A 24,093-nucleotide genomic window follows, 5' to 3' on the forward strand; every position below is an offset into this window, starting at 1 on the left:
TAACCGTTCCGGCGCCAGGCCGCGATCGCAGGACTCCGGTCGGGGGTGAGGGCTAGATGCGACGTCTGGCCGAGATCGTGGCGCGGTGGCCGTGGGCGGTGATCGCGGTGTGGGTGGCGATGGCTGTCACGCTGCCGCTGTCGTTCCCCTCGCTCAACGAGATGGCCCAGCGAAATCCGCTGGTCATCCTGCCTGCCGACGCGCCGTCGAGCGTCACCGCGACCAAGATGGCCGAAGCGTTCCAGGAGCCGGGGTCGGACAACCTCGTCGTCCTCGCGTTCATCAACGAGACCGGCCTCACCCCGGCCGATGAGCTCGCCTACCGAAAACTCGTCGACGCGCTGCACGACGACGTCGCCGATGTGGTGTCGGTGCAGGATTTCGTCAGCACACCCCAGCTGCGTCAGTTCCTGACCAGCGAGGACAAGACGACATGGGTGCTGCCGGTCAGCCTGGCCGGCGAGCTGGGGACCCCGCGCGCCTACGAGGCCTTCAACCGCGTCGCCGACATCGTCCGTCACAACGTGCCCGACCACGGCGCCGCGGACGAGGGCGATCTGACGGTCTACATCACCGGGCCGGCCGCGACGGTGGCCGACCTCACCGTCGCAGGGCAACAGGATCGCCTGCCCATCGAACTGGCCATCGCCGTGCTGGTGCTCGGTGTGCTGCTGCTGGTCTATCGCAATCCGCTGACCATGATGTTGCCACTGGTGACCATCGGCTCCTCGGTGCTGATCGCCCAAGGCGTGGTGGCGGGCTACTCGCAGCTCACCGGTGCGGGTGTGTCGAACCAGTCCATCGTCTTCCTCAGCGCGATTCTGGCCGGCGCCGGAACCGATTACGCGGTCTTCCTGATCAGCCGCTACCACGATTACGTGCGCTCCGGCTCGGATTCCACCGAGGCGGTCAAGAAGGCGATGATGTCGATCGGAAAGGTCATCACCGCGTCGGCCCTCACCGTCGGCGTCACATTCCTGGCCATGAACTTCGCCGAGATGGGCGTGTTCCGCACGATCGGGGTGTCGGCGGCGATCGGCATCGGGGTCGCCTACCTGGCCGGGGTGACCCTGTTGCCGGCCATCCTGGTGCTGACCGGGCCGCGCGGATGGGTCACCCCGCGCCGCGAGCTGACTGCCAGGTTCTGGCGACGGTCGGGTATCCGCATCGTGCGCCGGCCGGTGCCGCACCTGGTGGCCAGCATGCTGGTGCTGGCGCTGCTGGCCGGCTGCGCGGCGTTCGCCACGTTCAACTACGACGACCGCAAGGCCGTCGCCGCGTCCGCGCCGAGTTCGGTCGGGTATGCCGCACTGGAGCGGCATTTTCCGATCAGCCAGTCCATTCCGCAGTACATCCTGGTCCAGTCGCCGCACGACCTGCGCTCGCCGCGGGCGCTCGCGGATCTGGAGCAGATGGCGTCGCGAATCGCCCAACTGCCGGACATCTCACTGGTCAGCGGCGTCACGCGGCCCCTGGGCGAGGTGCCCGCGGAGTTCCGGGCCACCTTCCAAGCGGGCATCGTCGGTGACCGGCTGGCCGCCGGGTCGGCTCAGATCGGACAGCGCAGCGGCGACCTGCGGACCTTGAGCGACGGTGCCGCCACGCTGGCCGACACCCTGGGCGACGTGCGGGCGCAGGTCAACGAGATCGCGCCCAGTCTGGCGGGTCTGATCGACACCTTCTCCTCGGTGCGCACCGAGTACGGCGGCGACAAGCTGGTCCGCGACGTGGCCACCGCCGCCAAGCTCGTCGACAGCGTCAACAAGTTGGGGCTGTCCATGGGCGTGAACTTCCGCGCCGTGCGGGACATGTTCGCCTGGATCGGCCCTGTCCTCACGGCGCTGCAGGGTAACCAGGTGTGTGACGCGAATCCGTCCTGTGTGGAGACCCGCCGGCAGTTCGAGATGCTGATCGACGCGCGCAACGACGGCCGCGTCGACGAGATCAACCAGTTGGCCGGACAACTCCAGGGCGTCGACGACCGGCATAGCCTGACCGCGACGGTGAACCAGCTCAACACCGCGTTCGCGAAGCTGACCGGGGCGATCTCGGCGATGGGCCTGGACACGCCCGCCGGGGCGCGCTCGGGCCTCGACGAACTGCAGGACGGTGCGGACCGGCTGGCCGACGGCAGTCGGCAGGTCGCGGGCGGCGTCGACGAACTGGTCGGCCAGATCAAGGTGATGGCCGACGGGCTCGACCAGGCCGCGGCATTCCTGCTCACCATGCGCGACAACGCGGCCAGCGCGAACATGGCCGGGTTCAGCATTCCGGCCGAAGTGCTCAACGCCGTCGAGTTCCAGAAGGCCTCGGAAGCTTTCGTCTCGCCGGACGGCCATTCGGTGCGCTACCTCGTCCAGACCAACCTCAACCCGTTCAGTTCCGAGGCGATGGACCAGGTCAACGCGATCGGCGACATCGCCGCGGGCGCCCAGCCCAACACCACCCTCGCCGACGCGTCCATCTCGATGGGCGGTTTCCCCGCCGCACTGCGGGACACCCGCGACTATTACGAGAACGACATCAGATTCATCATCGTGGTGACCCTGTGCATCGTGTTGCTGATCTTGAGCATCCTGCTGAGGTCCCTGGTGGCGCCGCTGTACCTGGTCGGCTCGGTGGTGGTGTCCTACTTCGCGGCCATCGGCATCGGTGTGTTGGTGTTCCAGCTGTTGCTGGGGCAGCAGTTGCACTGGAGTGTGCCGCCGTTGGCGTTCGTGGTGCTGATCGCCGTGGGTGCGGACTACAACATGCTGTTCATCTCCCGCATGCGTGACGAATCCCCGCACAGCGTCCGCTTCGGGGTGATCCGCACGCTGGGCTCCACCGGCGGGGTGATCACGGCGGCGGGACTGATCTTCGCGGCCTCGATGGCCGGTCTGCTGTTCTCCAGCATCGGCATCGTGGTGCAGGGCGGTTTCGTGATCGGCGTCGGCATCCTGCTGGACACGTTTGTGGTCCGCACGATCACGGTGCCCGCGATCGCCGCACTGCTCGGCCGGGCGAACTGGTGGCCCTCACAGGTGGCCGCCCGTCCGTCCGAGCCGAGGGTTCCGGCCGAGACCGGATAGCGACGGCCGGTTTATCAAACACGCGGGATGTATGTGAAACTACGAAATCAAGCGGGCGGTTCGGGGGTAGGGATGAAGCTCCTCGCAGGACATTCAACGGATGTGAAGTGACGGCCTCCACGCCGGCGTCCCGGTCGTCGATTCTGTCGATGCTGCACGGGCGCGCCAGCCTGCGGCCCGACGACGTCGCGTTCACCTTCACCGACTACGCCGCCGACCCGGCCGGCGTGGTCGAGAGCCTGACCTGGTCGCAGCTGTCACGGCGCACGATGAATGTGGCCCGCGAGATCGCCCGCCACGGCTCGGCCGGCGACCGCGCGGTGATCCTGGCGCCGCAGGGCTTGGACTACATCCTGGCGTTTCTGGGGTCGATGCAGGCCGGGCTGATCGCGGTCCCGCTGCCGATGCCGCACCGCGGTTCCAGTGGTGACCGGGTGAGTTCGGTGTTCGGAGACACGTCACCGACGGTGGTGCTGACGACCTCCGCGGTGGCCGCCGACGTGGGCGACTACGTGGACCGGTGCGGCATGCCGACCGCGCCGGCCATGCTCTCGATCGACACGCTCGACCTCGACAGCGAGGCCGAGACGCGGCTCTCGGCATCGGATCTTCCCGACATCGCCTACCTGCAGTACAGCTCGGGGTCCACGCGGCTGCCCACCGGGGTGATGATCTCGCACCGCAACCTGCAGGTGAACTACGAGCAGCTGATGCGCAGCCTCTTCACGGTGCCGCGGGTCAGGTCGACAGCGAATCTGACCATCGTGTCGTGGCTGCCCTTCTATCACGACATGGGTCTGGTGCTGGGAGTGTGCGCACCGATCCTCGGGGGTCATCCCGCCAAGCTGACCAGTCCGGTGGCGTTCCTGGAGAAGCCGTCGCGATGGATGCGGGCGCTGGCGCAGAACGTCGACGCGTTCTCGGGGGCGCCGAACTTCGCGTTCGAACTGGCCGCGCGCAAGACCACCGACGCCGATCTGGCCGGTCTGGACCTCGGTGGGGTCCTCGGCATCATCAACGGCGCCGAGCGTGTCGTCCCGGCAACGCTGGAGCGGTTCGCAGATCGCTTCGCGCATTTCAACTTCCGCGATGACATGCTGCGCCCGTCCTACGGTCTGGCGGAGGCGACGGTGTTCGTGGCCAGCGGCAGCTGGAGCGATTCGGCCGAGCCCGCCCGCTTCGACACCGACGAGCTGTCCGCCGGCCGGGTCCGGCGGTGCCCGGCGGGAGCGGGTTCGGAACTGGTCAGGTATGCGCTGCCGCAGTCGCCGGTGGTGCGGATCGTCGACGTCGACACCGGCCGGGAGTGTCCGCCGGACGTCGTCGGTGAGATCTGGGTGCACGGCAGCAACGTCGCAGCCGGGTACTGGAGCCGACCACCGGAGGACCAGCAGTGCTTCGGCGCGACGCTGGTCGACCCGTCACCCGGCACCGCGCCGGGGCCGTGGCTACGCACCGGCGATCTCGGCTTCGTCGACGGGGGCGAGTTGTTCATCGTGGGTCGCATCAAGGATCTGCTGATCATCCGTGGGCGCAACCACTATCCCGAGGACATCGAGGCGACGGTGCAGGGGATCACCCGGGGCCGGGTCGCGGCGATCGCGGTGCCGGTCAACAGCACCGAAAAGCTGGTCACCGTGATCGAACTCAAGAAGCGCGTCGACCTCAACGGCGATGCGATGGGCTGGCTCAGCGAGGTCAAAAGCGATGTCACCTCGGCGATTTCCAATGCGCACGGACTCAACGTCGAAGACCTCGTGCTGGTGCCCCCGGGTTCCATCCCGACTACGACGAGCGGCAAGGTCCGGCGCGCGGCCTGTGTCGAGCATTACCGGCAGGACCAGTTCATCCGGTTGGACGCCTGAGCCGTGAGCGATCGCTTCGCTCGGGTAGCTTGGTCTGCAGACGCGGCCGGACCGGCCGGCCGAACGGGGCGGGAAGTGGGTGTCGGACAGGCATGAGGCGGCTTCTGGCGTTCGGCACCGCCCTGACGACACTCGGTGCGGCCGGCTGTCTCGGATTCGGCAGCGCCGCAGCTCAACCCGCGCCCCCGCCGCCGGCGCCGCTGCTGCCGGCCGAGGCCCCTCCGCCGCTGGGGACACCCGGACGCGCCTACGCCCTGGGCGGCGCGCACGTGCTGGGAATTCCGTACGACGAATACATCATGCGCACGGGTGCGGACTGGTTTCCGGGGCTGGACCGTCAGATCGTGGACTACCCCGCGGGCCAGGTTCAGGGTCACACGCTGGAGCGGTTGTTCCCCGGCATCGGGCGACTCGACGAGTACTTCCCGGGTCTGGGGATCGACGGGCCCAGTGTCGGCGAGTCGGTCGACGTGGGTTCCCCGGACACCATCGCCGCGATCAGGGCCGGTGGGCCGGGCACCGCGATCGGCCTGTCCGAGGGCGCGATGGTGCTCAACGACGTGCAGGCGCGCCTGGCCTACGATCCGGCCGCGCCGCCGCCGCATGAGCTGAGCTTCGCGATGTACGGCGACCCGGTGGCCCGACACGCGTTCGGCGAGAGCTTCCTGACCCAGAACTTCCCGGTCGGCAGTGTGGTCCCGTCGCTGGACTACCGGATCCCGCCGCCGGTGGAGAGCCAGTACGACACCTATCAGTTCATCTCTGCCTACGACAGCATCGCCGACTGGCCGGACCGACCGGACAATTGGATCTCGGTCGCCAACGCGATCGTGGGGCTGGCGACCGGTCACACGGCGGTCGCGTTCACCGAGCCGAGCATGGTCCCGCCGCAGAACATCCGGACCACCGTGAATTCACGCGGAGCCAAGACGACCACCTTCATGATTCCCGAGGAGCACCTGCCGCTGGTGCTGCCCTTCAAATATCTCGGTGTCCCGCAGGAGACCCTGATCGAGCTCGACAAGGTGTTGCTGCCCTACGTCGATGCGGGCTACTCGCGCAACGACGACCCGGCGTCCGCTCCGGTCACCGTCGATCCGGTGAACGGCTACGACCCCGCGGAGGTCACCGCGCCGGCGACGCAGGCCGCGTTCGGCGGCGACGCGGACCCGCTGTCGCAGCTGCTGTCGGGCCTGCAGTACGTGCTGAACAATCAGCCGGCCCGCTGACGCGGAGCTCGGCAGGCTACAGCGCGGCCACGCCCGCGCCGAGCAGGACACAGCCCACCACGGCCAGGAGGGCCGCGACCCCGATGCGCCCGCGGGCCCTGAGCCAGTCATACAGCGCGGCCAGTGCGGCGCGGGTGCGGTCCGGGGCAACCAGGTAGCACAGCAGCGGGATCTCGACCAGCGCGAACGCCACCACGTTGAACGCCACGAGCGCACCGAACTGGGTGGCGGCCGCGGCGCCGGAGGCGACGATGAGCGCCAGCGCGGCGAGGTAGTCCACCGAGGGCAGTGCGATGCCCAGGCCCGCGACCCCGGCCGTCCACAGCGAACGCCCATTGAGCAGGCGCCGGGCCCGGGTCAGCAACGGCAGCAGCAGCTGTTTCACCCGACCCGGTGATCCGTCTGCCCGATCCCGTCCCAGCACCCCCAGCGCCACCAGCGCGGCGTTGAGCAGCACCACCGCCCCGACCACGATCTGCACCCGGGGCAACGTGAAATGCGCCGACCCCATCGCGGGCCGCAGCACGAACAGCACGACCAGGCCCACGGTGGTGCCCATGACGAACCCGCCGGCGAGGAACACGAGCAGCTGAAGGGCGGGTTGCGGCCGGTTGATCATCAGTACCGTCATGCCGATCCGGAACGGCTCCAGGCTGACCGCGACGGCCATCATCAGGAGCGGGATCCACATGGTGGGCGTCACGTTACCGGCCGAAACGGCTTGCGATCATGCCGATCCGGACGCTGGCCAATTCGGCGATGCGCCGCGACGATGGCGGGGTGACTTCTCCTGACCCGCCGGGACCCGGTCGCCGCTCGCGGGGACGTGGGATGATGGCGTCGATGAGCGGCCCAGGTACACCCCCGGAGACCAATCTCAGCCCGACGTCGTTGCGCGAGGCGTTCGGGCATTTCCCGTCCGGTGTCATCGCGATCGCCGCCGAGGTGGACGGTGTCCGCGTCGGGTTGGCGGCCAGTACGTTCGTGCCGGTCTCGCTGGACCCGCCGCTGGTGTCGTTCTGTGTGCAGAACTCGTCGACCACCTGGCCCAAGCTCAAGGACTTGCCCTACCTCGGCATCAGCGTGCTCGGGGAAGCCCACGATGAGGCCGCGCGCACGCTGGCGGCCAAGACCGGGGACCGTTTCGCCGGCCTGGAGACGGCGTCGACGCAGCGCGGTGCGGTGTTCATCCATGGCACCAGCGTGTGGCTGGAGAGCAGTATCGAGCAGCTGGTCCCGGCCGGGGATCACACCATCGTGGTGTTACGGGTCAGCGACATCACGGTACATCCTGATGTACCGCCGATTGTCTTTCACCGCAGCACGTTCCGCAGGCTGGGCGCCTGATCGGAGGTCTCGGTGCCGGCCGTCAGGGACGGGCGGCCAGTTCGTCGCGGTAGTTTCTGACGCGCTGATCCAACTCGGCGGCATCGGCGCTGCGACCCTCCTTACGGGCCAGGTCTGCGCGGGTGCTCAGTTCGCGGATCGCAGTGCGAATGTCGTTGATGCTGTAGGGCTGCCGAAGCGACATCGGAGCTGCCTTTCGTCGGTGATTGGCTGCTGCCCGCAGCGTACTCCTGGATCCTGTCAGTGCACCCGGACTGCGGTCAGCTCATCGGGGCGACGGCGGACGCGGCCGTGAGCGGTGACGATCGACAGGCCTTCTCTGGCCCAGTACTCGAAGCCGCCGAGCAGTTCACGGACCCGTCGATAGCCCATGCCGGTGAGGGTCAGCGCGGCTTTGGTGGCGCCGTTGCAGCCCGGCCCCCAGCAGTAGACGACGATGTCGGCGGTGAGATCCGGCAGTGCGGCTGCGGCCTGCCGCGGGAGTTCCGCGGCAGGAATGTGCAGCGCGCCGGGGAGATGACCCTGATCCCAGGCGGCGCGGGAGCGGGTGTCGACCACGAGCGGTGCCGCACCGGCCGACCGTGCGGCGGCGAGATCGGCCGCGTCGATCTCATAGGCCAATTTGGCGGCGAAGAATGCCTGTGCGTCCGGGCAGGTGTCGAAGGTTGTCATGCGTTCATCGAACAGCGCCGCCTGCGCGGCCGGAACAGACGATCCGCGCAAGAACGGGGATTCGGCCGCAGTATCCCCGGTTCGGGTCAGCTTTCACCGCACGATCCACGACCTTACGTCGACGGCCACGACCAGCGCCCGCCAGTCACGGCCGCATCGCGTAGGCGCCGTCGTGGGCTCTCACCTGCTCCCACACCCGCTCGAACCGCGCCGCGTCCACCACCGGCTTTCGGACCGCGTCGAGCGCCCACCGCTGTTGCGCGGGCGTCGAGCTCGGCTTTCCGTGCAACGCGATGGCGTAGGCGGAGAAATCACGGATGGCGACATCGAAGATCTGGTCCACCAGGTCGGGATCGAGCCGGGTGATCTCGGCCTGCTCGAGAATCAGTTGGCCGTACACCACCAGCGTGAACAGGTGGCCCACGACGAGCACGAAGTCGAGGTCGCGCTGTTGGTCGGCATCAGGTGCCGCGGTGGTCAGCAGATCTTTGAAGGCCTGCACCTGCTCGAAGAACCGGTCCACGTTCGGGATGGCGGCGTTGCGCCGGTAGACCGGGGCCCAATCGGCGAACCGGACTTTCGACGCGCCCCGGGCTGGACCCTGCGACCAGAAGAAGACGTCGTCGGCCGGATCCTCGCGGGTGCCGATCTGCGGGTAGTCGGCCGGGGCGAACATGTAGTTCGGCATGAACTTCAGGATCTGCGCCACGTTGACGTGCACGGTGCCCTCCAGCCGCGGTAACGCCCCGATCAACCGGGCGACCTGCGAGAAGTAGGTGTCCTTCTCGAACCCTTTGGCGGCCAGCACGTCCCAGAGCAGGGTCACGACCTGCTCGCCTTCGGAGGTGACCTTCGACTTCGTCACCGGATTGAACAGCAGGTAGCGGCGATCGTCAGGACCGGCGCTGCGGAAGTAGTCGACGGCGCGGTCGCTGAACAGTTTCATCGCGATCAGCCGGGTGTAGGCATCGACGAAACTGGCGCGTACATGCGGAAAATCGGTGACCGGGTGGCCGTAGAGGATGCGATTGTTGGCATGGGTGATCGCCTCGTAGAACGCGTGCTCGCACATCCCGACCGAGGCGCTGCACAGGTTGAACTTACCGACGTTGACGGTGTTCAACGCCACCGAGAACGCTTCCGCCCCGGTGGACAGGATGTCCTCCTCGTACACCGGGTAGTCGTGCAGGGCGAAATGGGAGACGAACATCTGGCCGTGCACGACGTTGCCGATCAGCTCGTAGTTCTCGTGTGCGCTGTCGGCGACGAACCACACGTACTGTTCGGCGGCGTCTTGTTTGGCGGGGTCTTGTTCGGCGGCGTCGCTGTCTGCGATGTCGGTGCGGCGGGAGAACACCGACACCATGCCCGCGACGTTGCCGTTGCCGATGTAGTACTTCTGGCCGGACGCCCGGAACACCACACCGTCGTCGTCATCGTCTGCCGCCGGCGTGAGAAGCAGGTCGGTGCTGTAGATATCGGCGCCGTGGTCCCGCTCGGAGAGCCCGAACGCCATCACGCCGCCGGCTTCCAGTTGCGCAGCCGCCCGCTCCTTGGCCTTGACGTTGTCGCTCTGCCAGATCGGGCCCAGACCGAGGATGGTGACCTGCTCGGCGTACCAGTACGACAACCCGTAGAACCCGAGGATCTCGCTCAGCACCGCGTTGCGTGAGGTGTCCCACCGCTTGGCCGGATCCCCGTCGGCGAACTCCGATGGGGTCAGGAAGGTGGCGAACAGCCGCTCCTGTTTCACGAAGTCCAAGAAGTCTCCGACCCATGCGGCGTCGAGGTCGTCGCGCAACAGTCGCGTCTTGCCGCGCGCCTCGAACCACTCGATCAGGGCGCGCAGTTGGCGGGCGGATTCCGGGTCGAGTCCGGGCGGATCGAAGGTGTTCGGATTCAGCAACAGACCAGGGGGCGTCGACATGTGTGGAATGTAGCGCGGCCGTCGGGGCCGATCCGGCGCTTCGATGCGATCATCGGCGGTATGCCGGAGAACCGACGACCCGCGCTGGACCGCACCGATGAGGCGATCCTGCAGGCGCTGCAGAGCGACGGCCGGATGAGCACCGCCGATCTGGCCCGCGCGGTGTCGCTCTCGCCCAGTTCGACCGCCGACCGGGTCCGGCGACTGGTCGACGCCGGCGTGATCACCGGGTATGCGGCCACCGTCTCGGCTGCTGCGCTGGGTTACACCATCACCGCCTTCGTGCGGCTGGCTTACCCGTCGGGCAACTACAAGCCGCTACACGATCTGCTCGACGTCACGCTCGAGGTGATCGAAGCGCACCACGTGACCGGTGACGACTGCTTCATCCTCAAGGTGCTGGCCCGTTCGATGGCCGACCTCGAGCGCATCACCGGCCGGCTCGCGACACTGGGTCCGATCACCACCAACGTCGTCTACTCCAGCCCGCTGACCGGACGCTCGCTGTCGCCCGCCTGAACGGCTTGCCACCAGCACTCTGTCAGCGTGTGATGCCTGAGCCGCCGGCGGAACCCAGAGCAGCGACGAGGTGACTCTCTTCCGGCGATTCGGCTCATGGGCCGCACTCATCGCGGCGGCATTCGAACGCGAGGCGCCGACAATGCACGGCCCCGTCGACGTCGACCCCGGCCAGCTCGGCGGCCGGGCGGGTGGTGCGCCCACACATCTGACGTTCAGACTGCAGCCACTGCGACAAAGTACGAGTAGAGGCCGCCGTAAGCGCAGTCTCAACTGGGTGATATGCCGTGACCGCAGTCTCGACGGGGTGTTGCTGGCAGAGTCAGGCGGCGTGCACGTTGCGCAGGCCGACGGCGTTGCGTAGCCCCGAACAGTTCACGCAGCCAAGGCAACCGATGCAGTCCTCGCAGTCGACGCATCCGAGACACGCCTTGCACTTGACGCACGCGATGCATCCCAGACAGGCCAGGCACCCGCGGCAGGCGATCGAGAGCACCACCAGGATGCAGCCGGCGATCGCCGCGCTGCCCGCCGTCGCGATGGAGCCTGCCACCGCGGCGCTGCCCGAGGTGGCGATCGAACGGGCCACCGCCGCGCTTCCCGCCGTGGCGATCGACCCGACAACCGCGGCGCTGCCTGCGGTCGCCACCGACCCGGCCACCACCGCGCTGCTTTGCGTCGCAATCGACCCGGCGACGACGGCGCTGTCGGTGGTCGACAGCGACCCCGCAACCGCGTAGCTGTTCACCGTGCCTGAGGAGCGCACGACCGCGCGCCCCGCGTCCGCTCCCGACTCCGGCGTCACGCTCATCGCGCGCAAGCGCTCATCGCGCCTGTTTCCTCTTCGCGCAAGCGCTCATCGCGCCTGTTTCCTCTTCGCGCAAGCGCTCATCGCGCCCGTTTCCTCTTCGCGCAAGCGCTCATCGGCGGAACAGCTTGTTGCCCAACCACACCAGCGGGTCGTACTTGCGGTCCGCGGCCCGCTCTTTCATCGGGATCAGGGCGTTGTCGGTGATCTTGATGTGCTCCGGACACACCTCGGTGCAGCACTTGGTGATGTTGCAGTACCCCAGCCCGTTCTCGTCCTGTGCCTGCTCGGCGCGGTGGCCGTGAGTGTCGAGCGGATGCATGTCCAGTTCGGCCTGGCGCATCAGATAGCGCGGACCGGAGAACGCCAGCTTGTTCTCCTCGTGGTCACGCACCACGTGGCAGGTGTTCTGGCAGAGAAAGCACTCGATGCACTTGCGGAACTCCTGGGACCGGTTCACATCCTCTTGCGCCATCCGGTACTCACCCGGCTGAAGGTCCTTCGGCGGGGTGAACGACGGTATCTCCCTGGCCTTTTCGTAATTGAAGGACACATCGGTCACCAGATCGCGCATGACGGGGAAGGTGCGCAGCGGGGTGACGGTGACAACCTCGTCCTCACCGAACGTCGACATCCGGGTCATGCACAGCAGCCGGGGACGGCCGTTGATCTCCGCCGAACACGAGCCGCACTTACCCGCCTTGCAGTTCCAGCGCACGGCCAGATCGCCGGTCTGGGTCTGCTGCAGTCGATGGATGATGTCGAGGACGACCTCGCCCTCGTTGACCTCGACGGTGTAGTCCTTGAGCTCGCCGCCGGTGGCGTCACCGCGCCAGACGCGCATCTTCGCTGAATATGCTCCTGCGGAGCCGGCCATCGTCTCAGCCCTTCCGTTCGGGGTGTTCGACGAGTTCGTCGTCGGTGTAGTACTTCTCCAGTTCGGAGAGCTCGAAGGTGGACAGCAGGTCCGGCCGCATCGTGGGCTGGCGTTCGCGGGCCACGCTCACATCGGGCACGACCGGGTCGTCGCCCTCGGAGCGGCACACCAGCAGGTGGTTGCGCCAGTCGGCGTCCATCGACGGATAGTCGTCGCGGGTGTGCCCGCCGCGACTCTCTGTGCGGGTGATCGCCGACTTGGCCACCGATTCGCTGACCAGCAGCATGTTGCGCAGATCCATCGCGAGATGCCAGCCGGGGTTGAACTTGCGATCGCCCTCGACCTTGACCCGCTTGTAGCGCTGCCGCAGTTCCTGCAGCTTGTCCAGCGCCTCCTGCATCTCGTCGGCCTTGCGGATGATGCCCACCAGATTGTTCATCGTGTCCTGCATGTCGAGCTGCAGGGTGTACGGGTTCTCCGGCGCCGAGCCGTCCGTCGGACCGTCGAACGGGGCCAGCGCCATATCGGTGGCCGCGGTGACGGCCTGCTCGGTGACCTTGGGGCGGTCGGGCAGCGCCCGGACATAGTCCGCCGCACCGAGTCCGGCACGCCGGCCGAACACCAGCAGGTCCGACAGTGAGTTGCCGCCCAGCCGGTTGGAGCCGTGCATGCCGCCGGCGCATTCACCCGCCGCGAACAGCCCCGGTGTGGCGGCGGCACCGCTGTCGGGCTCCACCTCGATCCCGCCCATCACGTAGTGACAGGTCGGCCCGACCTCCATCTCGTCGGTGGTGATGTCGACCTCGGCGAGCTCGATGAACTGGTGGTACATCGACGGCAGCCGCCGTTTGATCTCCTCAGGTGTCATCCGCGACGCGATGTCGAGGTAGACACCGCCGTGCGGGGTGCCGCGGCCCTCCTTGACCTCGGTGTTGATGGCCCGGGCCACCTCGTCGCGGGGGAGCAGGTCAGGGGTGCGGCGCGCGGAGTCGTTGTCCTTGAGCCACTGGTCCGCCTCTTCCTCGGTCTCGGCGTACTGGCCCTTGAAGACGTCGGGGATGTAGTCGAACATGAACCGCTTGCCCTCGGAGTTCTTCAGCACTCCGCCGTCACCACGGACGCCCTCGGTGACCAGGATGCCCTTCACCGACAGCGGCCAGACCATCCCGGTCGGATGGAACTGGATGAACTCCATGTTGATCAGCGACGATCCGGCCCGCAGCGCCAGCGCATGCCCGTCGCCGGTGTACTCCCAGGAGTTGGAGGACACCTTGTAGGACTTGCCGATGCCGCCGGTCGCCAGCACGATCGCGGGCGCTTCGAACAACACGAAATCGCCGGTCTCCCGGTAGTAGCCGAACGCTCCGGCGATCTTGCCGGCGTCGTCGAGGAGCAGCTCGGTGATCGACGTTTCGTGGAAAACCCGGATCCGGGCCTCGTAGTCGCCGAGTTCGCGCTTGTCCTCCTGCTGCAGCGACACGATCTTCTGCTGCAGGGTCCGGATGATCTCCAGACCGGTGCGGTCACCGACGTGTGCCAGGCGCGGGTAGGTGTGGCCACCGAAGTTGCGCTGGCTGATCCGTCCGTCCTTGGTGCGGTCGAACAACGCGCCGTAGGTCTCCAGTTCCCACACCCGGTCGGGGGCTTCCTGGGCGTGCAGTTCGGCCATCCGCCAGTTGTTCAGGAACTTCCCGCCGCGCATGGTGTCACCGAAATGCACCTGCCAGGAGTCCTTGGTGTTGACGTTGCGCATCGCCGCGGCGCAGCCGCCCTCGGCCATCACGGTGTGGGCTTTGCCGAACAGCGATTTGGTCACCACAGCCACCCGCAGGCCGCGCTCACGCGCCTCGATCACCGCGCGTAGTCCGGCCCCGCCGGCACCGATCACGACGACGTCGTACTCGTGCCGTTCCAGGTCACCCATTCACAATCCTCACTATGCTCCGAATCACGTTGTCAGCCGATGAATCTGGGGTCAGAGAACCACCCGGCCGACACGGCCATCACGTAGAAGTCGGTGAACATCAGCGTGCCCAGGGTGATCCAGGCGAACATCTTGTGGCGGACGTTGAGCTTGCTGATCTGTGTCCACATCCAGTACCGGACAGGGTGTTTGGAGAAGTGCTTGAGTCGGCCGCCGGCGATGTGGCGGCAGGAGTGGCAGGAGATCGTGTACGCCCACAGCAAGGTGACGTTGACCACCAGGACCAGGTTGCCCAGGCCGAGGCCGAAACCACCGTCCGGTTTGTGGAACGCGATGATCGCGTCGTAGGTGTTGATCACCGAGATGACGGCGGCGATGTAGAAGAAGTAGCGGTGGGTGTTCTGGATGATCAGCGGCATCCGCGTCTCACCGGTGTACTTGGTGTGCGGTTCGGCCACCGCGCATGCCGTCGGCGACTGCCACACCGAGCGGTAGTAGGCGCCGCGGTAGTAGTAGCAGGTCAGCCGGAACAGCAGCAGGAACGGCAGGGACAGCGCCGCATAGGGCAGGATCGGCCAGTCCGGCAGGAACTGGCCGAAATGCGAGGACTCCGGGATGCAGCCGCTGGACACACACGGTGAGTAGAACGGCGTCAGGTATCCGTACTCGGCGACGTAGTACCACCGCTGCATGAACGCGCGGACTGTCGCATAGATGATGAACGCCGCGAAGCCCAGGTTGACGATCAGCGGCGACATCCACCACCGGTCGGTCCGGAGCGTGCGCTGCGAGATCTCGGCGCGGCCAGAAGAGAAGACGCCGGTCGCTTTGCGGTCGGCGGTGGGTGCGCTCACGGTTACCTTTCGATGAAGTTATGTCCCCCGCGCGCGTGCCGCTGGAGACGGCACGCGGGGCTCAGCGGGTTCCGCCGAGACCCTCGTCGTCGACGCCGCGCCAGAAATCGGTGTCGTACTGCGTGTCCGGGATCGCGATCCGCTCGGCGGCGTGCTGGTGCCGGCTGACCCCGCGGACGAGTTCCAGTTCCTCGGCGTCGATGTCCAGGCGGTCGATGTCGTTGAGGATGCGCTCGGCGTCGTTGACGATGCGACGGGTGGCTGGGCTGTCCCCGTATCGCGACGCCAGCGACGTGACGCAACGCCGTAGGCTGCCGATCAGATCGTGAAGCTGGGCGAGTTCGGTGGTGCTGCTGGTATTGGACAAGCGACCTCCTTGGGCTGAAGGGTGTCATGGATCACAGTACGCACTCGATGCTAGCGAAATCAGCGCTGTAGGGCGTGAGACAGATCACTTTGATGAGCGAAGGAGTCGGAGGACGGATGGCCGAGAACAAGGAACTGCAGGCCCGGGCCGAGGCGTTACTGGCCCTGCACCAGCCGGGTAACCCGGTGGTGCTGCCCACGGTCTGGGATGCGTGGTCGGCGAATCTCGCGGTCGGCGCGGGTTTTGCCGCGTTGACCGTCGGCAGTCATCCGGTGGCCGACTCTGTCGGCAAGTCCGACAACGAGGGCATGACCTTCGACGATCTGCTCGCCCGGGTCGCCCAGATCTCGGCTGCGGTGGACGTGCCGTTGTCGGTTGACATCGAGTCGGGATACGCCGAATCTCCCGACCGCCTCATCGACGGGCTGCTGTCGGTCGGGGCGGTCGGCTTCAACATCGAGGACACCGTGCACAGCGACGGTGGGCGGCTGCGGTCGTCCGCCGAGCACGCCGAACTCGTCGGCGCGTTGCGCGCGGCCGCCGACTCTGCCGGTGTCCATGTGGTGGTGAATGCGCGTACGGATCTGTTCCTGCGGCAGGACGGCGACGAGGCCGACCGGGTGGACCGGGCGATCGCGCGGTTGCGGGAGGCCGCCTCCGCAGGTGCCGACGTGCTCTACCCGGTCGGTATCCACCCGCCGGAAGTGATGCGCCGGTTGACCTCCGAGCTGCCACTGCCGGTGAACGCCATCGGGCGGCCGGATCAGTCCGATCCGGCGTCATTCGGCCCGCTGGGGGTGGCGCGGATCAGTTTCGGCCCGTTCTGGCAGGCGGCGTTGGCCGAGCGGGCCAAGGAGATCCTGTCCCGCTGGGTCTAGCCCGCTGTAGGGGCGAGCGCGGACGGGCTCACAACCGCGGCCCGGCGTAGGTGAGCAGTCCGTGATGGGCGCTTCACACGAGGCGACACAGCGGCAATATCGGCTTCATAGCCTGTGCGCCATGTCTTCCACATCGCACGTCGTCGTCGTCGGGCACGGCATGGTCGGCCACCGCTTCGTCGAGGCGCTGCGTTCCCGCGACACCGAGCGCAGGTGGCGGGTGACCGTGCTCGCCGAGGAATCCGACGCGGCCTATGACCGGGTCGGGCTGACGGGCTACACCGAACACTGGGACAGGGCGCAGCTTGCGCTGCCGGGCAACGACTATGCCGGTGACCCGATGGTCGACGTCCGGCTCGGCTGTCCGGCAGTCGCCGTGGATCCTGGGTCGAAGTCGGTGACGTCGGCCGACGGCACCCGGTTCGGCTATGACGCGCTGGTGTTGGCGACCGGCTCTTCTGCGTTCGTGCCGCCCGTTCCAGGCCGGGATCTGCCGTCCTGTCACGTCTACCGCACCCTGGACGACCTCGATGCCATTCACGCGGACGCGCGCCGGGCGATCGAGTCCGGCGGCACCCCCGTGGGTGTCGTCATCGGCGGCGGCCTACTGGGTCTGGAGGCCGCCAACGCGCTGCGCGGGTTCGGCCTCGACGCCCACGTCGTGGAGCGGTCGCCGCGGCTGATGGCCCAGCAACTCGACGAGGCGGGCGGGGCGTTGTTGGGCACGATGATCGGTGAACTGGGCATCACCGTGCACACCGGCGTCGGCACCGAGTCGATCACCCCGACCCAGCGCAATCGGCCGTTGAAGCGTTCGGCCGACGACGATTCGGTGCGCGTGAGCTTGAGCGACGGGACTTCGATCGACTGTTGCGTGGTGGTGTTCGCCGCGGGCGTGCGGCCACGCGACGAACTCGCCCGCGACGCCGGCCTGAAGATCGCCGAGCGCGGCGGCGTGCTCACCGACACCGGTTGCCGCACAGATGATCCCGCCATCTATGCGATAGGAGAGGTGGCCGCGATCGAAGGCCGCTGCTACGGGCTGGTCGGGCCCGGCTATACCAGCGCCGAGGTGGTCGCCGACCGGCTGCTGGGCGGCGAGGCGGAGTTCCCCGAGGCCGATATGTCGACCAAACTGAAGCTGCTCGGTGTGGACGTCGCCAGCTTCGGCGACGCGATGGGGACCACCCCGAACTGCCTCGACGTGGTGGTCAACGACGCGGTGAACCAGACGTACGCCAAACTGGTGCTCTCCGACGACGCCAAGACCCTGCTCGGTGGCATCCTCGTCGGTGACGCATCGTCGTACGGACTGTTGCGCCCGATGGTCGGTGAGCCGCTACCCGGTGCCCCACTCGCGCTGATCACGCCCGCCGGAGCGGAGAGCGGCGGCGGGCTCGGCGTCGGAGCGCTCCCCGACGGCGCGCAGATCTGCTCGTGCAACAACGTCACCAAGGGTGATCTGACCGGCGCCATCGCCTCGGGTTGCTGCGACGTGCCCGCGCTGAAGAAGTGCACGCTGGCTGGCACCTCGTGCGGATCGTGTGTGCCACTGCTCAAACAGCTGCTCGAAGCCGAGGGTGTCGAGCAGTCGACGTCGTTGTGCGAGCACTTCTCCCAGTCGCGGGCCGAGTTGTTCGAGATCATCGGTGCCACCGAGATCCGCACCTTCTCCGGGCTCATCGAGCGGTTCGGCACCGGTAAGGGCTGCGACATCTGCAAGCCCACGGTCGCGTCCATCCTCGCCTCGACCGGCTCCGAGCACATTCTGGACGGTGAGCAGGCTTCCCTGCAGGACTCCAACGACCATTTCCTGGCCAACATCCAGCGCAACGGCAGCTACTCCGTGGTGCCGCGGGTGCCCGGCGGTGACATCACCCCCGAACACCTGATCCTGATCGGTGAGATCGCGAGGGATTTCGGTCTCTACACCAAGATCACCGGCGGGCAGCGCATCGACATGTTCGGGGCGCGGGTCGAGCAGCTACCCGAGATCTGGCGCAGGCTGGTCGAGGGCGGCATGGAGTCCGGTCACGCCTACGGGAAATCGCTGCGCACCGTGAAGAGCTGCGTGGGCAGCGACTGGTGCCGTTACGGCCAACAGGACTCGGTGCAGATGGCGATCAACCTGGAGTTGCGCTATCGCGGGCTGCGCGCGCCGCACAAGATCAAGATGGGTGTGTCGGGTTGCGCACGGGAATGTGCGGAGGCCCGCGGCAAAGATGTCGGCGTCATCGCCACCGAAACCGGATGGAACCTGTACGTCGGCGGCAACGGCGGGATGACCCCGCGGCACGCCGAACTGCTCGCCGGCGACCTCGACGACGAGACACTCGTCCGCTACATCGACCGGTTCCTGGTGTTCTACATCCGCACCGCGGATCGGTTGCAGCGCACCGCGCCCTGGGTGGAACAGGTCGGTCTGGACCATCTGCGCGAGGTGGTGTGCGACGACTCGCTGGGGCTGGCCGAGGAGTTCGAGGCCGCGATCGCCCGCCACGTCGAGGGCTACTCCTGCGAGTGGAAGGGCGTGCTCGCCGATCCGGACAAGCTGTCGCGGTTCGTGTCGTTCGTCAATGCCCCCGACGTGCCCGACCCGACCGTCGCGTTCACCGAGAACGCCGGCCGGATGGTGCCCGCACCGGTCTCCGTCGCGCACGCGAGGAGCGCAACGGATATCGGTATGCCCAAGATGGGAAGGTAACCGACGATGACCCTGCTCGATGACGTCACGACCTGGACGACCGCCTGCCGGTACGACTTCCTGATCCCGAACCGCGGTGTCGCCGTGCTACTGCCCGACGGCGCCCAGGCCGCATTGTTCCGCCTCGACGACGGCACGGTGCACGCGGTCGGCAACATCGACCCGTTCAGCGGCGCCGCGGTGATGTCGCGCGGCATCGTCGGGGACCGCGGCGGCCGGGCGACCGTCCAGTCCCCGCTCAAGAAGCAGGCGTTCGCGCTCGACGACGGCGGTTGCCTCGACGACGCGCAACGGTGTCTGCCGGTGTACGAGACGCGGATCACCACCGCAGGCGACGTCCAGATCGCGTCCTGAACCCGTCGAACCTGCACGTTGCGGACCGCGACCAGACCGTGATCCAAGTAGGGACTTTCGGCCCCTGCCGGCCGGCCCCCGGCTTTCTACCCTCGACGGCATGACCTACGTGATCGGCAGTGCGTGTGTGGACATCGTCGACAAGTCCTGCATGCAGGAGTGCCCGGCCGACTGCATCTACGAGGGCGCTCGGGCCATGTACATCAATCCCAACGAGTGCGTGGACTGCGGCGCCTGCCGCATCGCGTGCCGGGTGGACGCCATCTATTACGAGACCGACCTGCCCGAGGAGGAGTTGGCGTTCCTCGAGGACAACGCCGCGTTCTTCAGCCTGACGCTGCCCGGCCGTGACGAGCCGCTCGGCGACCCCGGAGGTGCGGCCAAGGTGGGCCGCGTGGGCTCCGACACCCCGCTGGTCGCGGCGCTACCGCCGTCGACCACCCCGCACCCCTGAGGGCTGCGGCCGGCACGGCATGTCGGCCGGCGGCTCGAAACCGGCTCGCTGGAAACGGTTGGCGATCAGCCGAGCCACCCCGGGATGGGTGCCCAACGGATCTGTGACCACGTCGGCGCCGCTGGCTCTGAGCCGATCCTGAAAAAGCCCCTCCGACAACAGGTACGACGCGACCGCCACGCGTCTTCCGGGTCGGCGAAGGGTGTTCACCGCGTCGGCGATCCGGGGTTCGCCGGTCGCGGCGAACGCCAGTTCCACCCGCGATCCGAGCGTGGCGGACAGCCAGGTCGCGGTGGTGTGCAGATCGCGCATCGCCGCCGGGTCGGATGTGCCGGCTGCCGCGAGTATCACCGAATCATCGGGGTGCCAACCGGATTCGATCAGCCGATCGACGAGGACCCGGACCAGCTGGGGATCGGGGCCCAGCGCCCGGGTCACGATGACCTCAGCGTGACCGCTGGCCGCGACATGAGCGGGGAGGTCGCTGCTCACGTGGTAGCCGCGCGCCAGGAATGCCGGTACCAGCACGGTGGGCTCGTGGGGCGCCGCGCCCAGCAGCTCGGCCGGGGTCGGCCCCAGCACGTCGACGAACGCGACCCGGACCGGGCGCTGCAGCACACTCGACACCTGTGCGGCCAGGTCGGCGATCAGTGACACGCCGCGCTGCTTGCGGGTGCCGTGTGCCACCATCACCAGGCTCATGACGCGAACGCCTCGTCAACCGGCAGCCGGTAGCCCCGCTTGACCACGGTCGACACCATCTTCTTGTCGCCCAACGCGGTTCGCAGTCTCAGGACGGCGGTTTCGACGGCGTGGGTGTCGGTGCCGCTTCCCGGTAGCGCACGCAGCAGGTCGGTGCGTGACACCACCGCGCCGGGGCGCAATGCCAATGCCCGGATGGTCGCCATCGCCGCCGGAGACAGCGCTTTGACCGCGCCGTCGACCAGCACACAGGTGCCGCGGATCTCCAGGAGGTGACCGGCCACCCGCACGGTGCGCGCCTGCAACAGCGGAAGCTCGTCGGTGATGTGACGGGCCAACGCCCCCAACCGCATTCGTTCCGGCGCCGAGGTGGGCACCCCGAGCCGCACCAGCGGACGCGCGGTCACCGGGCCGACGCACATCGCGTGTACGCCGTTGCGCAGCGCCGAGAGCACCTCGGCCTCCAGGCCCATCTCGGTGGCCCGCAGCAGCACCGACGCGACCGCGGGGGCCGAGGTGAAGCTGACCGCGTCGAACTTCTCTTCCGCGATGCCGGCCACCAGCTGGTCGAACTCGCCGTTGCGGGGCGCCGGATGCCACCGGTAGACCCGGATCGGCACCACGTGCGCTCCCGCGGCACGCAACTCGTCGAGAAACTCGGGGAACGGGTCCCATTCGGCGGTGGCACCGTGCAGTTGAACCGCGATGCGGGAACCGGAGATGCCGCCCTCGACGAGATAGTGCAGCAGCTCGCGGGAGGACTCCGATTCCGGTGACCACTCCTCGGGCAGCCCCGCGGCGCGTAACGCACCGGTGGCCTTCGGGCCGCGCGAGACGATGCGGGCCTTGCTCAGGGCGTGGGTCAGGTCGGTAGCCATGCCCCAGCCGTCGGCGGCGGCGACCCAGCCCCGGAACCCGATCCCGGTGGTGGCGATCACGATGTCGGGGGGTGTGTCGATGAGTGCGCGGGTGTATTCGCGCAGCTCGTCGTCATCGGGCAGCGGCACCATCTCGATGGCGGCGGCGCTGGTCACGGTCGCGCCGCGGCGGCGCAGCAGCGCACCCAGCTCGTCGGCGCGGCGTGCGGAGGTCACCGCAACCCGGAACCCGGTGAGCGGCGCCCAGTCCGGATCACTCATGCCCAATGTCTATGCACGGCGTGTTTCGGTGCGATTAACCGCTCGTTGCGCGGCTGTGTCACCCCCGCTCATGGGGTGAAATTCCGTTCACCGTCACTGCGGGGTCGCTGTGAGGTCACCTCACCACACGTCGCCGTTGCGCCAATCGCAGGCGATCGGGGCGGTGGGGTCCAGCGTCACAACCTGCGGCAGGTCACCCGGCAGCACGTACAGCGATCCGTCGTCCTCGGGCGTCGCGGTCGGACCGCTCGACGTCCACACCGCGGTCGGACCCCGCCACGGCATCCAGCCGCGGGCCGAGTAGAGCGGTCTGCCCAGTTCGCTGGTGCTCAGGGCGCCCAGGTGATACGCACCGCGCACCACTTGTTCGACGCCGTCCATCAACACGTGCGCCAGTCCCTGGCCGCGGTGGTCGTCTCGGACCGCGACGCCCTCGACGTAACCGCAGCGCAGCGCGTGCTCGCCGAGGTAGAGGCGTCGCTGGACGACAGCCGCGTGCCCGATCACCTCTCCGCGCTGGCAGATCACGGCATGCATACCGCCGAGCGCGTGCTCCCAGTCGGCCTCGGAGAAGTCGCCGCCGAATGCCTCGGTCACCATCCGGCACGCGTCGTCGCGGGTTTCGTCATCGAGATCGGAGGTGTGAATCAGGCGTGCACGCACACCTGCCGTTGTACCAGCGATGGCCGCGGCGCGTCGGGCCCATTGGGACGGCTCAGCCACGGGCCCATTGGGACGGCTCAGCCGCGGGCCCATTGGGACGGCTCGCCGTCGTGCTCGAACGGCTTCCTGGGTCGCGACCAGTGCAGCCGGACCGTCTGCCCGGCCCTGGCTTGGGCGACTTTGTCGACGTCATCGTCGGTGACCACGCCGATCACCGGATACCCGCCGGTGACGGGATGATCGGGACCCAGGATCACCGGGAAACCGTTCGGCGGTATCTGGATCGCGCCACGGGTCGCGCCCTCGCTGGGAAGCTGGCGATCCGGCCGGCGGTACTCCAGCGGCATGCCCACCAGTCGCATGCCGACCCGGTCGCTGCGGTTGGTGACCTGCCAGTTGGTGCGGACGAGCACGTCGGGGTCGACGAACCAGTCGTCGCGCGGCCCGGGGACCACCTTGAGCTCGAGGACGTCGTCCTCGATCGCCGCGACCGGTGCCTGATCGAGTTCGGGGAAGTCGTCGGTGTGCCCGCCGACGGCCAACACATCGCCGCTGCGCAGTGGACGAGGCCCGATCGCCGACATCACGTCGTAGCTGCGTGACCCGAGCACCGGATCGACCTCGATGCCACCGCGCACCGCCAGGTACGAGCGCAGCCCTGCGCGGGGCGGGCCCAGCGAGATCACCTCGCCGTCGTGGACATAGTGAATGCTGTTGGTGCCGAACGGCACTCCGTCGACCGAGGGGTCGGCGTCGGCGCCGGTGACGGCGATCGCCACCCCGTCGTCGCGGCCGCCGCGCACTCGCGCGGCGAATCCGCCCATCGTGACCTCGACGGTGGCGCGGTCGTCCGGGTTCGCGACGAGGCGGTTGGCCAGCGTGTGTGAGCGCCGGTCGGCGGCGCCGGACCTGGTGACTCCGAGGTGCGACATGCCGGGCCGGCCGAGATCCTCGACGAGCGCGAGTGGCCCCGGCTGGAGAATCTCGAGGCGGACGGCGCTCATGACGTCACGTCCGGCGTGGCTCGGAACTGTACCCAGCGTCCGGGGGTGAGCAGGGCCGGGTTCTCGCGGTCGACGTCCCACAGCACCGCCGAGGTGCGGCCGATCAACTGCCAACCTCCCGGGGACTCGCGCGGGTAGACGCCGCTGAACTCGCCGGCCAGTCCCACCGATCCGGCGGGCACCCTGGTGCGGGGTTCGGATCTGCGGGGTACCGCGAGCCGGTCGTCGCCGCCCACCAGGTAGGCGAAGCCCGGGGCGAAGCCGCTGAAGCCGACGCGCCACATCCGGCCGGTATGTGCGGTGACCACCTCCTCGCGGGTCATCCCGGTCAGCCTGGCCACCTCGTCGAGGTCGGCGCCGTCGTAGACGACGTCGATGACCACGTCGGCGGTCTCGGGTGCCGTCGCTTCGGCCCAGGTCCGTTCGCTGGGTTCCAGCGCGGCCAGCCGCTGCCGGGTGGGGGCCTGATAGCGGCCGCCCGCGAGCTTCACCAGCACGGTTCGCGCGGCGGGCACGATGTCCACCACGCCCGGCAACTCAGCCGCCCGCACGGTGTCGGCCCACGCCAGAACCCGTGCGGTGCTGTCGAACTCGAGCAGCAGCGCCCGATCGCCGTAGTCCAGAACCCGTCGTGCGCTTCCGTTGCGCACAATGTCTGTCGCATCTGCAGTCACGCTCATAACGCAACGTTACCGTCGAGTAGCTTTGAAATCGGAGTCTCGGCGAAGCTCTCTG

Annotated in this window: 24 protein-coding genes; 10 read left to right on the forward strand and 14 right to left on the reverse strand. The window is 68.0% G+C overall.

Going from position 1 to position 24,093, the window contains the following annotated elements; translation table 11 throughout:
- The first annotated feature begins 56 nt into the window (after positions 1 to 56).
- From ACNUDN_RS01535 to pe, 3 genes are all read left to right on the forward strand, one after another.
- Positions 57 to 3,071: an MMPL/RND family transporter gene (locus ACNUDN_RS01535; protein WP_419120300.1), complete on the forward strand. Its 3,015-nt coding sequence runs from the start codon at positions 57 to 59 to the stop codon at positions 3,069 to 3,071.
- Between the two features lie 107 nt (positions 3,072 to 3,178).
- Positions 3,179 to 4,936, forward strand: a complete 1,758-nt coding sequence (locus ACNUDN_RS01540; protein ID WP_419120301.1) for an AMP-binding protein — start codon at positions 3,179 to 3,181, stop codon at positions 4,934 to 4,936.
- A gap of 92 nt (positions 4,937 to 5,028) precedes the next feature.
- Positions 5,029 to 6,165 carry an acyltransferase PE gene (gene pe / locus ACNUDN_RS01545; protein WP_419120302.1) on the forward strand — a complete coding sequence of 379 codons (1,137 nt, stop codon included), beginning with the start codon at positions 5,029 to 5,031 and terminating at the stop codon, positions 6,163 to 6,165.
- A gap of 16 nt (positions 6,166 to 6,181) precedes the next feature.
- Here pe and ACNUDN_RS01550 read toward each other — a convergent pair whose 3' ends face one another.
- Entirely contained in the window at positions 6,182 to 6,856 is a 675-nt protein-coding gene (locus ACNUDN_RS01550) for a GAP family protein (protein ID WP_419120303.1), read from the reverse strand.
- A 152-nt stretch (positions 6,857 to 7,008) separates the two neighbouring features.
- Here ACNUDN_RS01550 and ACNUDN_RS01555 point away from each other — a divergent pair, with 152 nt between their 5' ends.
- Complete coding sequence (locus ACNUDN_RS01555) at positions 7,009 to 7,512, forward strand: flavin reductase family protein (RefSeq protein ID WP_419120304.1); 504 nt, start codon at positions 7,009 to 7,011, stop codon at positions 7,510 to 7,512.
- Between the two features lie 22 nt (positions 7,513 to 7,534).
- Here the strand turns inward: ACNUDN_RS01555 and ACNUDN_RS01560 are convergent, their stop codons facing one another.
- From ACNUDN_RS01560 to ACNUDN_RS01570, 3 genes are all read right to left on the reverse strand, one after another.
- On the reverse strand, positions 7,535 to 7,696 hold the full coding sequence (locus ACNUDN_RS01560; protein ID WP_419120305.1) for a hypothetical protein: 162 nt from the start codon (positions 7,694 to 7,696) through the stop codon (positions 7,535 to 7,537).
- A 56-nt stretch (positions 7,697 to 7,752) separates the two neighbouring features.
- Positions 7,753 to 8,184, reverse strand: coding sequence for a rhodanese-like domain-containing protein (locus ACNUDN_RS01565; RefSeq protein ID WP_419120306.1), 432 nt, complete (start codon positions 8,182 to 8,184; stop codon positions 7,753 to 7,755).
- 145 nt (positions 8,185 to 8,329) lie between these two features.
- Positions 8,330 to 10,111 (reverse strand): acyl-CoA dehydrogenase family protein, encoded by a 1,782-nt coding sequence (locus tag ACNUDN_RS01570; protein WP_419120307.1) that lies wholly within the window; start codon positions 10,109 to 10,111, stop codon positions 8,330 to 8,332.
- Positions 10,112 to 10,171: 60 nt separating this feature from the next.
- On the opposite strand from ACNUDN_RS01570, the gene ACNUDN_RS01575 reads away from it, so the two are divergent.
- Positions 10,172 to 10,630 (forward strand): Lrp/AsnC family transcriptional regulator, encoded by a 459-nt coding sequence (locus ACNUDN_RS01575; RefSeq protein ID WP_419120308.1) that lies wholly within the window; start codon positions 10,172 to 10,174, stop codon positions 10,628 to 10,630.
- Positions 10,631 to 10,700: 70 nt separating this feature from the next.
- Positions 10,701 to 10,994: a hypothetical protein gene (locus ACNUDN_RS01580; protein WP_419125349.1), complete on the forward strand. Its 294-nt coding sequence runs from the start codon at positions 10,701 to 10,703 to the stop codon at positions 10,992 to 10,994.
- On the opposite strand, the gene ACNUDN_RS01585 is transcribed toward ACNUDN_RS01580, so the two are convergent.
- From ACNUDN_RS01585 to ACNUDN_RS01605, 5 genes are all read right to left on the reverse strand, one after another.
- The gene (locus tag ACNUDN_RS01585; protein ID WP_419120309.1) at positions 10,953 to 11,441 is read right to left on the reverse strand and encodes a RodZ family helix-turn-helix domain-containing protein; all 489 of its coding nucleotides are present in this window, start codon (positions 11,439 to 11,441) and stop codon (positions 10,953 to 10,955) included. The two genes, ACNUDN_RS01580 and ACNUDN_RS01585, sit on opposite strands and share 42 nt — an antisense overlap.
- 109 nt (positions 11,442 to 11,550) lie before the next feature.
- Positions 11,551 to 12,315 (reverse strand): succinate dehydrogenase/fumarate reductase iron-sulfur subunit, encoded by a 765-nt coding sequence (locus tag ACNUDN_RS01590; RefSeq protein WP_419120310.1) that lies wholly within the window; start codon positions 12,313 to 12,315, stop codon positions 11,551 to 11,553.
- Positions 12,316 to 12,319: 4 nt separating this feature from the next.
- On the reverse strand, positions 12,320 to 14,239 hold the full coding sequence (locus tag ACNUDN_RS01595; RefSeq protein WP_419120311.1) for a fumarate reductase/succinate dehydrogenase flavoprotein subunit: 1,920 nt from the start codon (positions 14,237 to 14,239) through the stop codon (positions 12,320 to 12,322).
- A gap of 32 nt (positions 14,240 to 14,271) precedes the next feature.
- On the reverse strand, positions 14,272 to 15,093 hold the full coding sequence (gene sdhC / locus ACNUDN_RS01600; protein WP_419120312.1) for a succinate dehydrogenase subunit SdhC: 822 nt from the start codon (positions 15,091 to 15,093) through the stop codon (positions 14,272 to 14,274).
- A 61-nt stretch (positions 15,094 to 15,154) separates the two neighbouring features.
- Entirely contained in the window at positions 15,155 to 15,460 is a 306-nt protein-coding gene (locus tag ACNUDN_RS01605) for an Rv0250c family protein (protein WP_419120313.1), read from the reverse strand.
- Between the two features lie 92 nt (positions 15,461 to 15,552).
- Between ACNUDN_RS01605 and ACNUDN_RS01610 the strand changes: the two genes are divergently transcribed.
- The 4 genes from ACNUDN_RS01610 (at position 15,553) to fdxA (ending at position 19,850) form a co-directional block, all read left to right on the forward strand.
- Positions 15,553 to 16,338 (forward strand): isocitrate lyase/PEP mutase family protein, encoded by a 786-nt coding sequence (locus tag ACNUDN_RS01610; protein WP_431959211.1) that lies wholly within the window; start codon positions 15,553 to 15,555, stop codon positions 16,336 to 16,338.
- A gap of 121 nt (positions 16,339 to 16,459) precedes the next feature.
- Positions 16,460 to 19,042 (forward strand): nitrite reductase large subunit NirB, encoded by a 2,583-nt coding sequence (gene nirB / locus ACNUDN_RS01615; protein ID WP_419120315.1) that lies wholly within the window; start codon positions 16,460 to 16,462, stop codon positions 19,040 to 19,042.
- Positions 19,043 to 19,048: 6 nt separating this feature from the next.
- Positions 19,049 to 19,396, forward strand: a complete 348-nt coding sequence (gene nirD / locus ACNUDN_RS01620) for a nitrite reductase small subunit NirD (protein ID WP_419120316.1) — start codon at positions 19,049 to 19,051, stop codon at positions 19,394 to 19,396.
- Between the two features lie 100 nt (positions 19,397 to 19,496).
- A complete protein-coding gene (fdxA, locus tag ACNUDN_RS01625; protein WP_419120317.1) occupies positions 19,497 to 19,850 on the forward strand; it encodes a ferredoxin in 354 nt (117 codons plus the stop codon).
- On the opposite strand, the gene ACNUDN_RS01630 is transcribed toward fdxA, so the two are convergent.
- The 5 genes from ACNUDN_RS01630 to ACNUDN_RS01650 form a co-directional block, all read right to left on the reverse strand.
- Positions 19,821 to 20,552, reverse strand: coding sequence for a sirohydrochlorin chelatase (locus tag ACNUDN_RS01630; protein WP_419120318.1), 732 nt, complete (start codon positions 20,550 to 20,552; stop codon positions 19,821 to 19,823). The two genes, fdxA and ACNUDN_RS01630, sit on opposite strands and share 30 nt — an antisense overlap.
- Entirely contained in the window at positions 20,549 to 21,691 is a 1,143-nt protein-coding gene (locus ACNUDN_RS01635) for a uroporphyrinogen-III synthase (RefSeq protein WP_419120319.1), read from the reverse strand. Before ACNUDN_RS01635 ends, ACNUDN_RS01630 begins: the two co-directional genes overlap by 4 nt.
- A gap of 120 nt (positions 21,692 to 21,811) precedes the next feature.
- Positions 21,812 to 22,354, reverse strand: a complete 543-nt coding sequence (locus tag ACNUDN_RS01640; RefSeq protein ID WP_419120320.1) for a GNAT family N-acetyltransferase — start codon at positions 22,352 to 22,354, stop codon at positions 21,812 to 21,814.
- A 77-nt stretch (positions 22,355 to 22,431) separates the two neighbouring features.
- On the reverse strand, positions 22,432 to 23,358 hold the full coding sequence (locus ACNUDN_RS01645; RefSeq protein WP_419120321.1) for a 5-oxoprolinase/urea amidolyase family protein: 927 nt from the start codon (positions 23,356 to 23,358) through the stop codon (positions 22,432 to 22,434).
- Positions 23,355 to 24,038, reverse strand: a complete 684-nt coding sequence (locus ACNUDN_RS01650; protein ID WP_419120322.1) for a 5-oxoprolinase subunit B family protein — start codon at positions 24,036 to 24,038, stop codon at positions 23,355 to 23,357. The genes ACNUDN_RS01645 and ACNUDN_RS01650 overlap by 4 nt, the downstream gene beginning before the upstream one ends.
- Between the last annotated feature and the right edge of the window lie 55 nt (positions 24,039 to 24,093).

Origin of the sequence: Mycobacterium sp. smrl_JER01 (genome assembly GCF_048513595.2) — a bacterium.
GTDB lineage: Bacteria > Actinomycetota > Actinomycetes > Mycobacteriales > Mycobacteriaceae > Mycobacterium.

Excerpts from the sequence above, each read along its gene's own strand:
- ACNUDN_RS01555 (WP_419120304.1), top strand. The coding sequence starts at position 7,009 with ATGAGCGGCCCAGGTACACCCCCGGAGACCAATCTCAGCCCGACGTCG.
- ACNUDN_RS01630 (WP_419120318.1), bottom strand. The coding sequence starts at position 20,552 with ATGAGCCTGGTGATGGTGGCACACGGCACCCGCAAGCAGCGCGGCGTG.
- ACNUDN_RS01570 (WP_419120307.1), bottom strand. The coding sequence starts at position 10,111 with ATGTCGACGCCCCCTGGTCTGTTGCTGAATCCGAACACCTTCGATCCG.
- fdxA (WP_419120317.1), top strand. The coding sequence starts at position 19,497 with ATGACCTACGTGATCGGCAGTGCGTGTGTGGACATCGTCGACAAGTCC.
- ACNUDN_RS01550 (WP_419120303.1), bottom strand. The coding sequence starts at position 6,856 with ATGTGGATCCCGCTCCTGATGATGGCCGTCGCGGTCAGCCTGGAGCCG.
- ACNUDN_RS01560 (WP_419120305.1), bottom strand. The coding sequence starts at position 7,696 with ATGTCGCTTCGGCAGCCCTACAGCATCAACGACATTCGCACTGCGATC.
- ACNUDN_RS01585 (WP_419120309.1), bottom strand. The coding sequence starts at position 11,441 with ATGAGCGTGACGCCGGAGTCGGGAGCGGACGCGGGGCGCGCGGTCGTG.
- ACNUDN_RS01650 (WP_419120322.1), bottom strand. The coding sequence starts at position 24,038 with ATGAGCGTGACTGCAGATGCGACAGACATTGTGCGCAACGGAAGCGCA.
- ACNUDN_RS01610 (WP_431959211.1), top strand. The coding sequence starts at position 15,553 with ATGAGCGAAGGAGTCGGAGGACGGATGGCCGAGAACAAGGAACTGCAG.
- nirB (WP_419120315.1), top strand. The coding sequence starts at position 16,460 with ATGTCTTCCACATCGCACGTCGTCGTCGTCGGGCACGGCATGGTCGGC.
- ACNUDN_RS01645 (WP_419120321.1), bottom strand. The coding sequence starts at position 23,358 with ATGAGCGCCGTCCGCCTCGAGATTCTCCAGCCGGGGCCACTCGCGCTC.
- pe (WP_419120302.1), top strand. The coding sequence starts at position 5,029 with ATGAGGCGGCTTCTGGCGTTCGGCACCGCCCTGACGACACTCGGTGCG.
- nirD (WP_419120316.1), top strand. The coding sequence starts at position 19,049 with ATGACCCTGCTCGATGACGTCACGACCTGGACGACCGCCTGCCGGTAC.
- ACNUDN_RS01575 (WP_419120308.1), top strand. The coding sequence starts at position 10,172 with ATGCCGGAGAACCGACGACCCGCGCTGGACCGCACCGATGAGGCGATC.
- ACNUDN_RS01535 (WP_419120300.1), top strand. The coding sequence starts at position 57 with ATGCGACGTCTGGCCGAGATCGTGGCGCGGTGGCCGTGGGCGGTGATC.
- ACNUDN_RS01590 (WP_419120310.1), bottom strand. The coding sequence starts at position 12,315 with ATGGCCGGCTCCGCAGGAGCATATTCAGCGAAGATGCGCGTCTGGCGC.
- ACNUDN_RS01595 (WP_419120311.1), bottom strand. The coding sequence starts at position 14,239 with ATGGGTGACCTGGAACGGCACGAGTACGACGTCGTCGTGATCGGTGCC.
- ACNUDN_RS01635 (WP_419120319.1), bottom strand. The coding sequence starts at position 21,691 with ATGAGTGATCCGGACTGGGCGCCGCTCACCGGGTTCCGGGTTGCGGTG.
- ACNUDN_RS01565 (WP_419120306.1), bottom strand. The coding sequence starts at position 8,184 with ATGACAACCTTCGACACCTGCCCGGACGCACAGGCATTCTTCGCCGCC.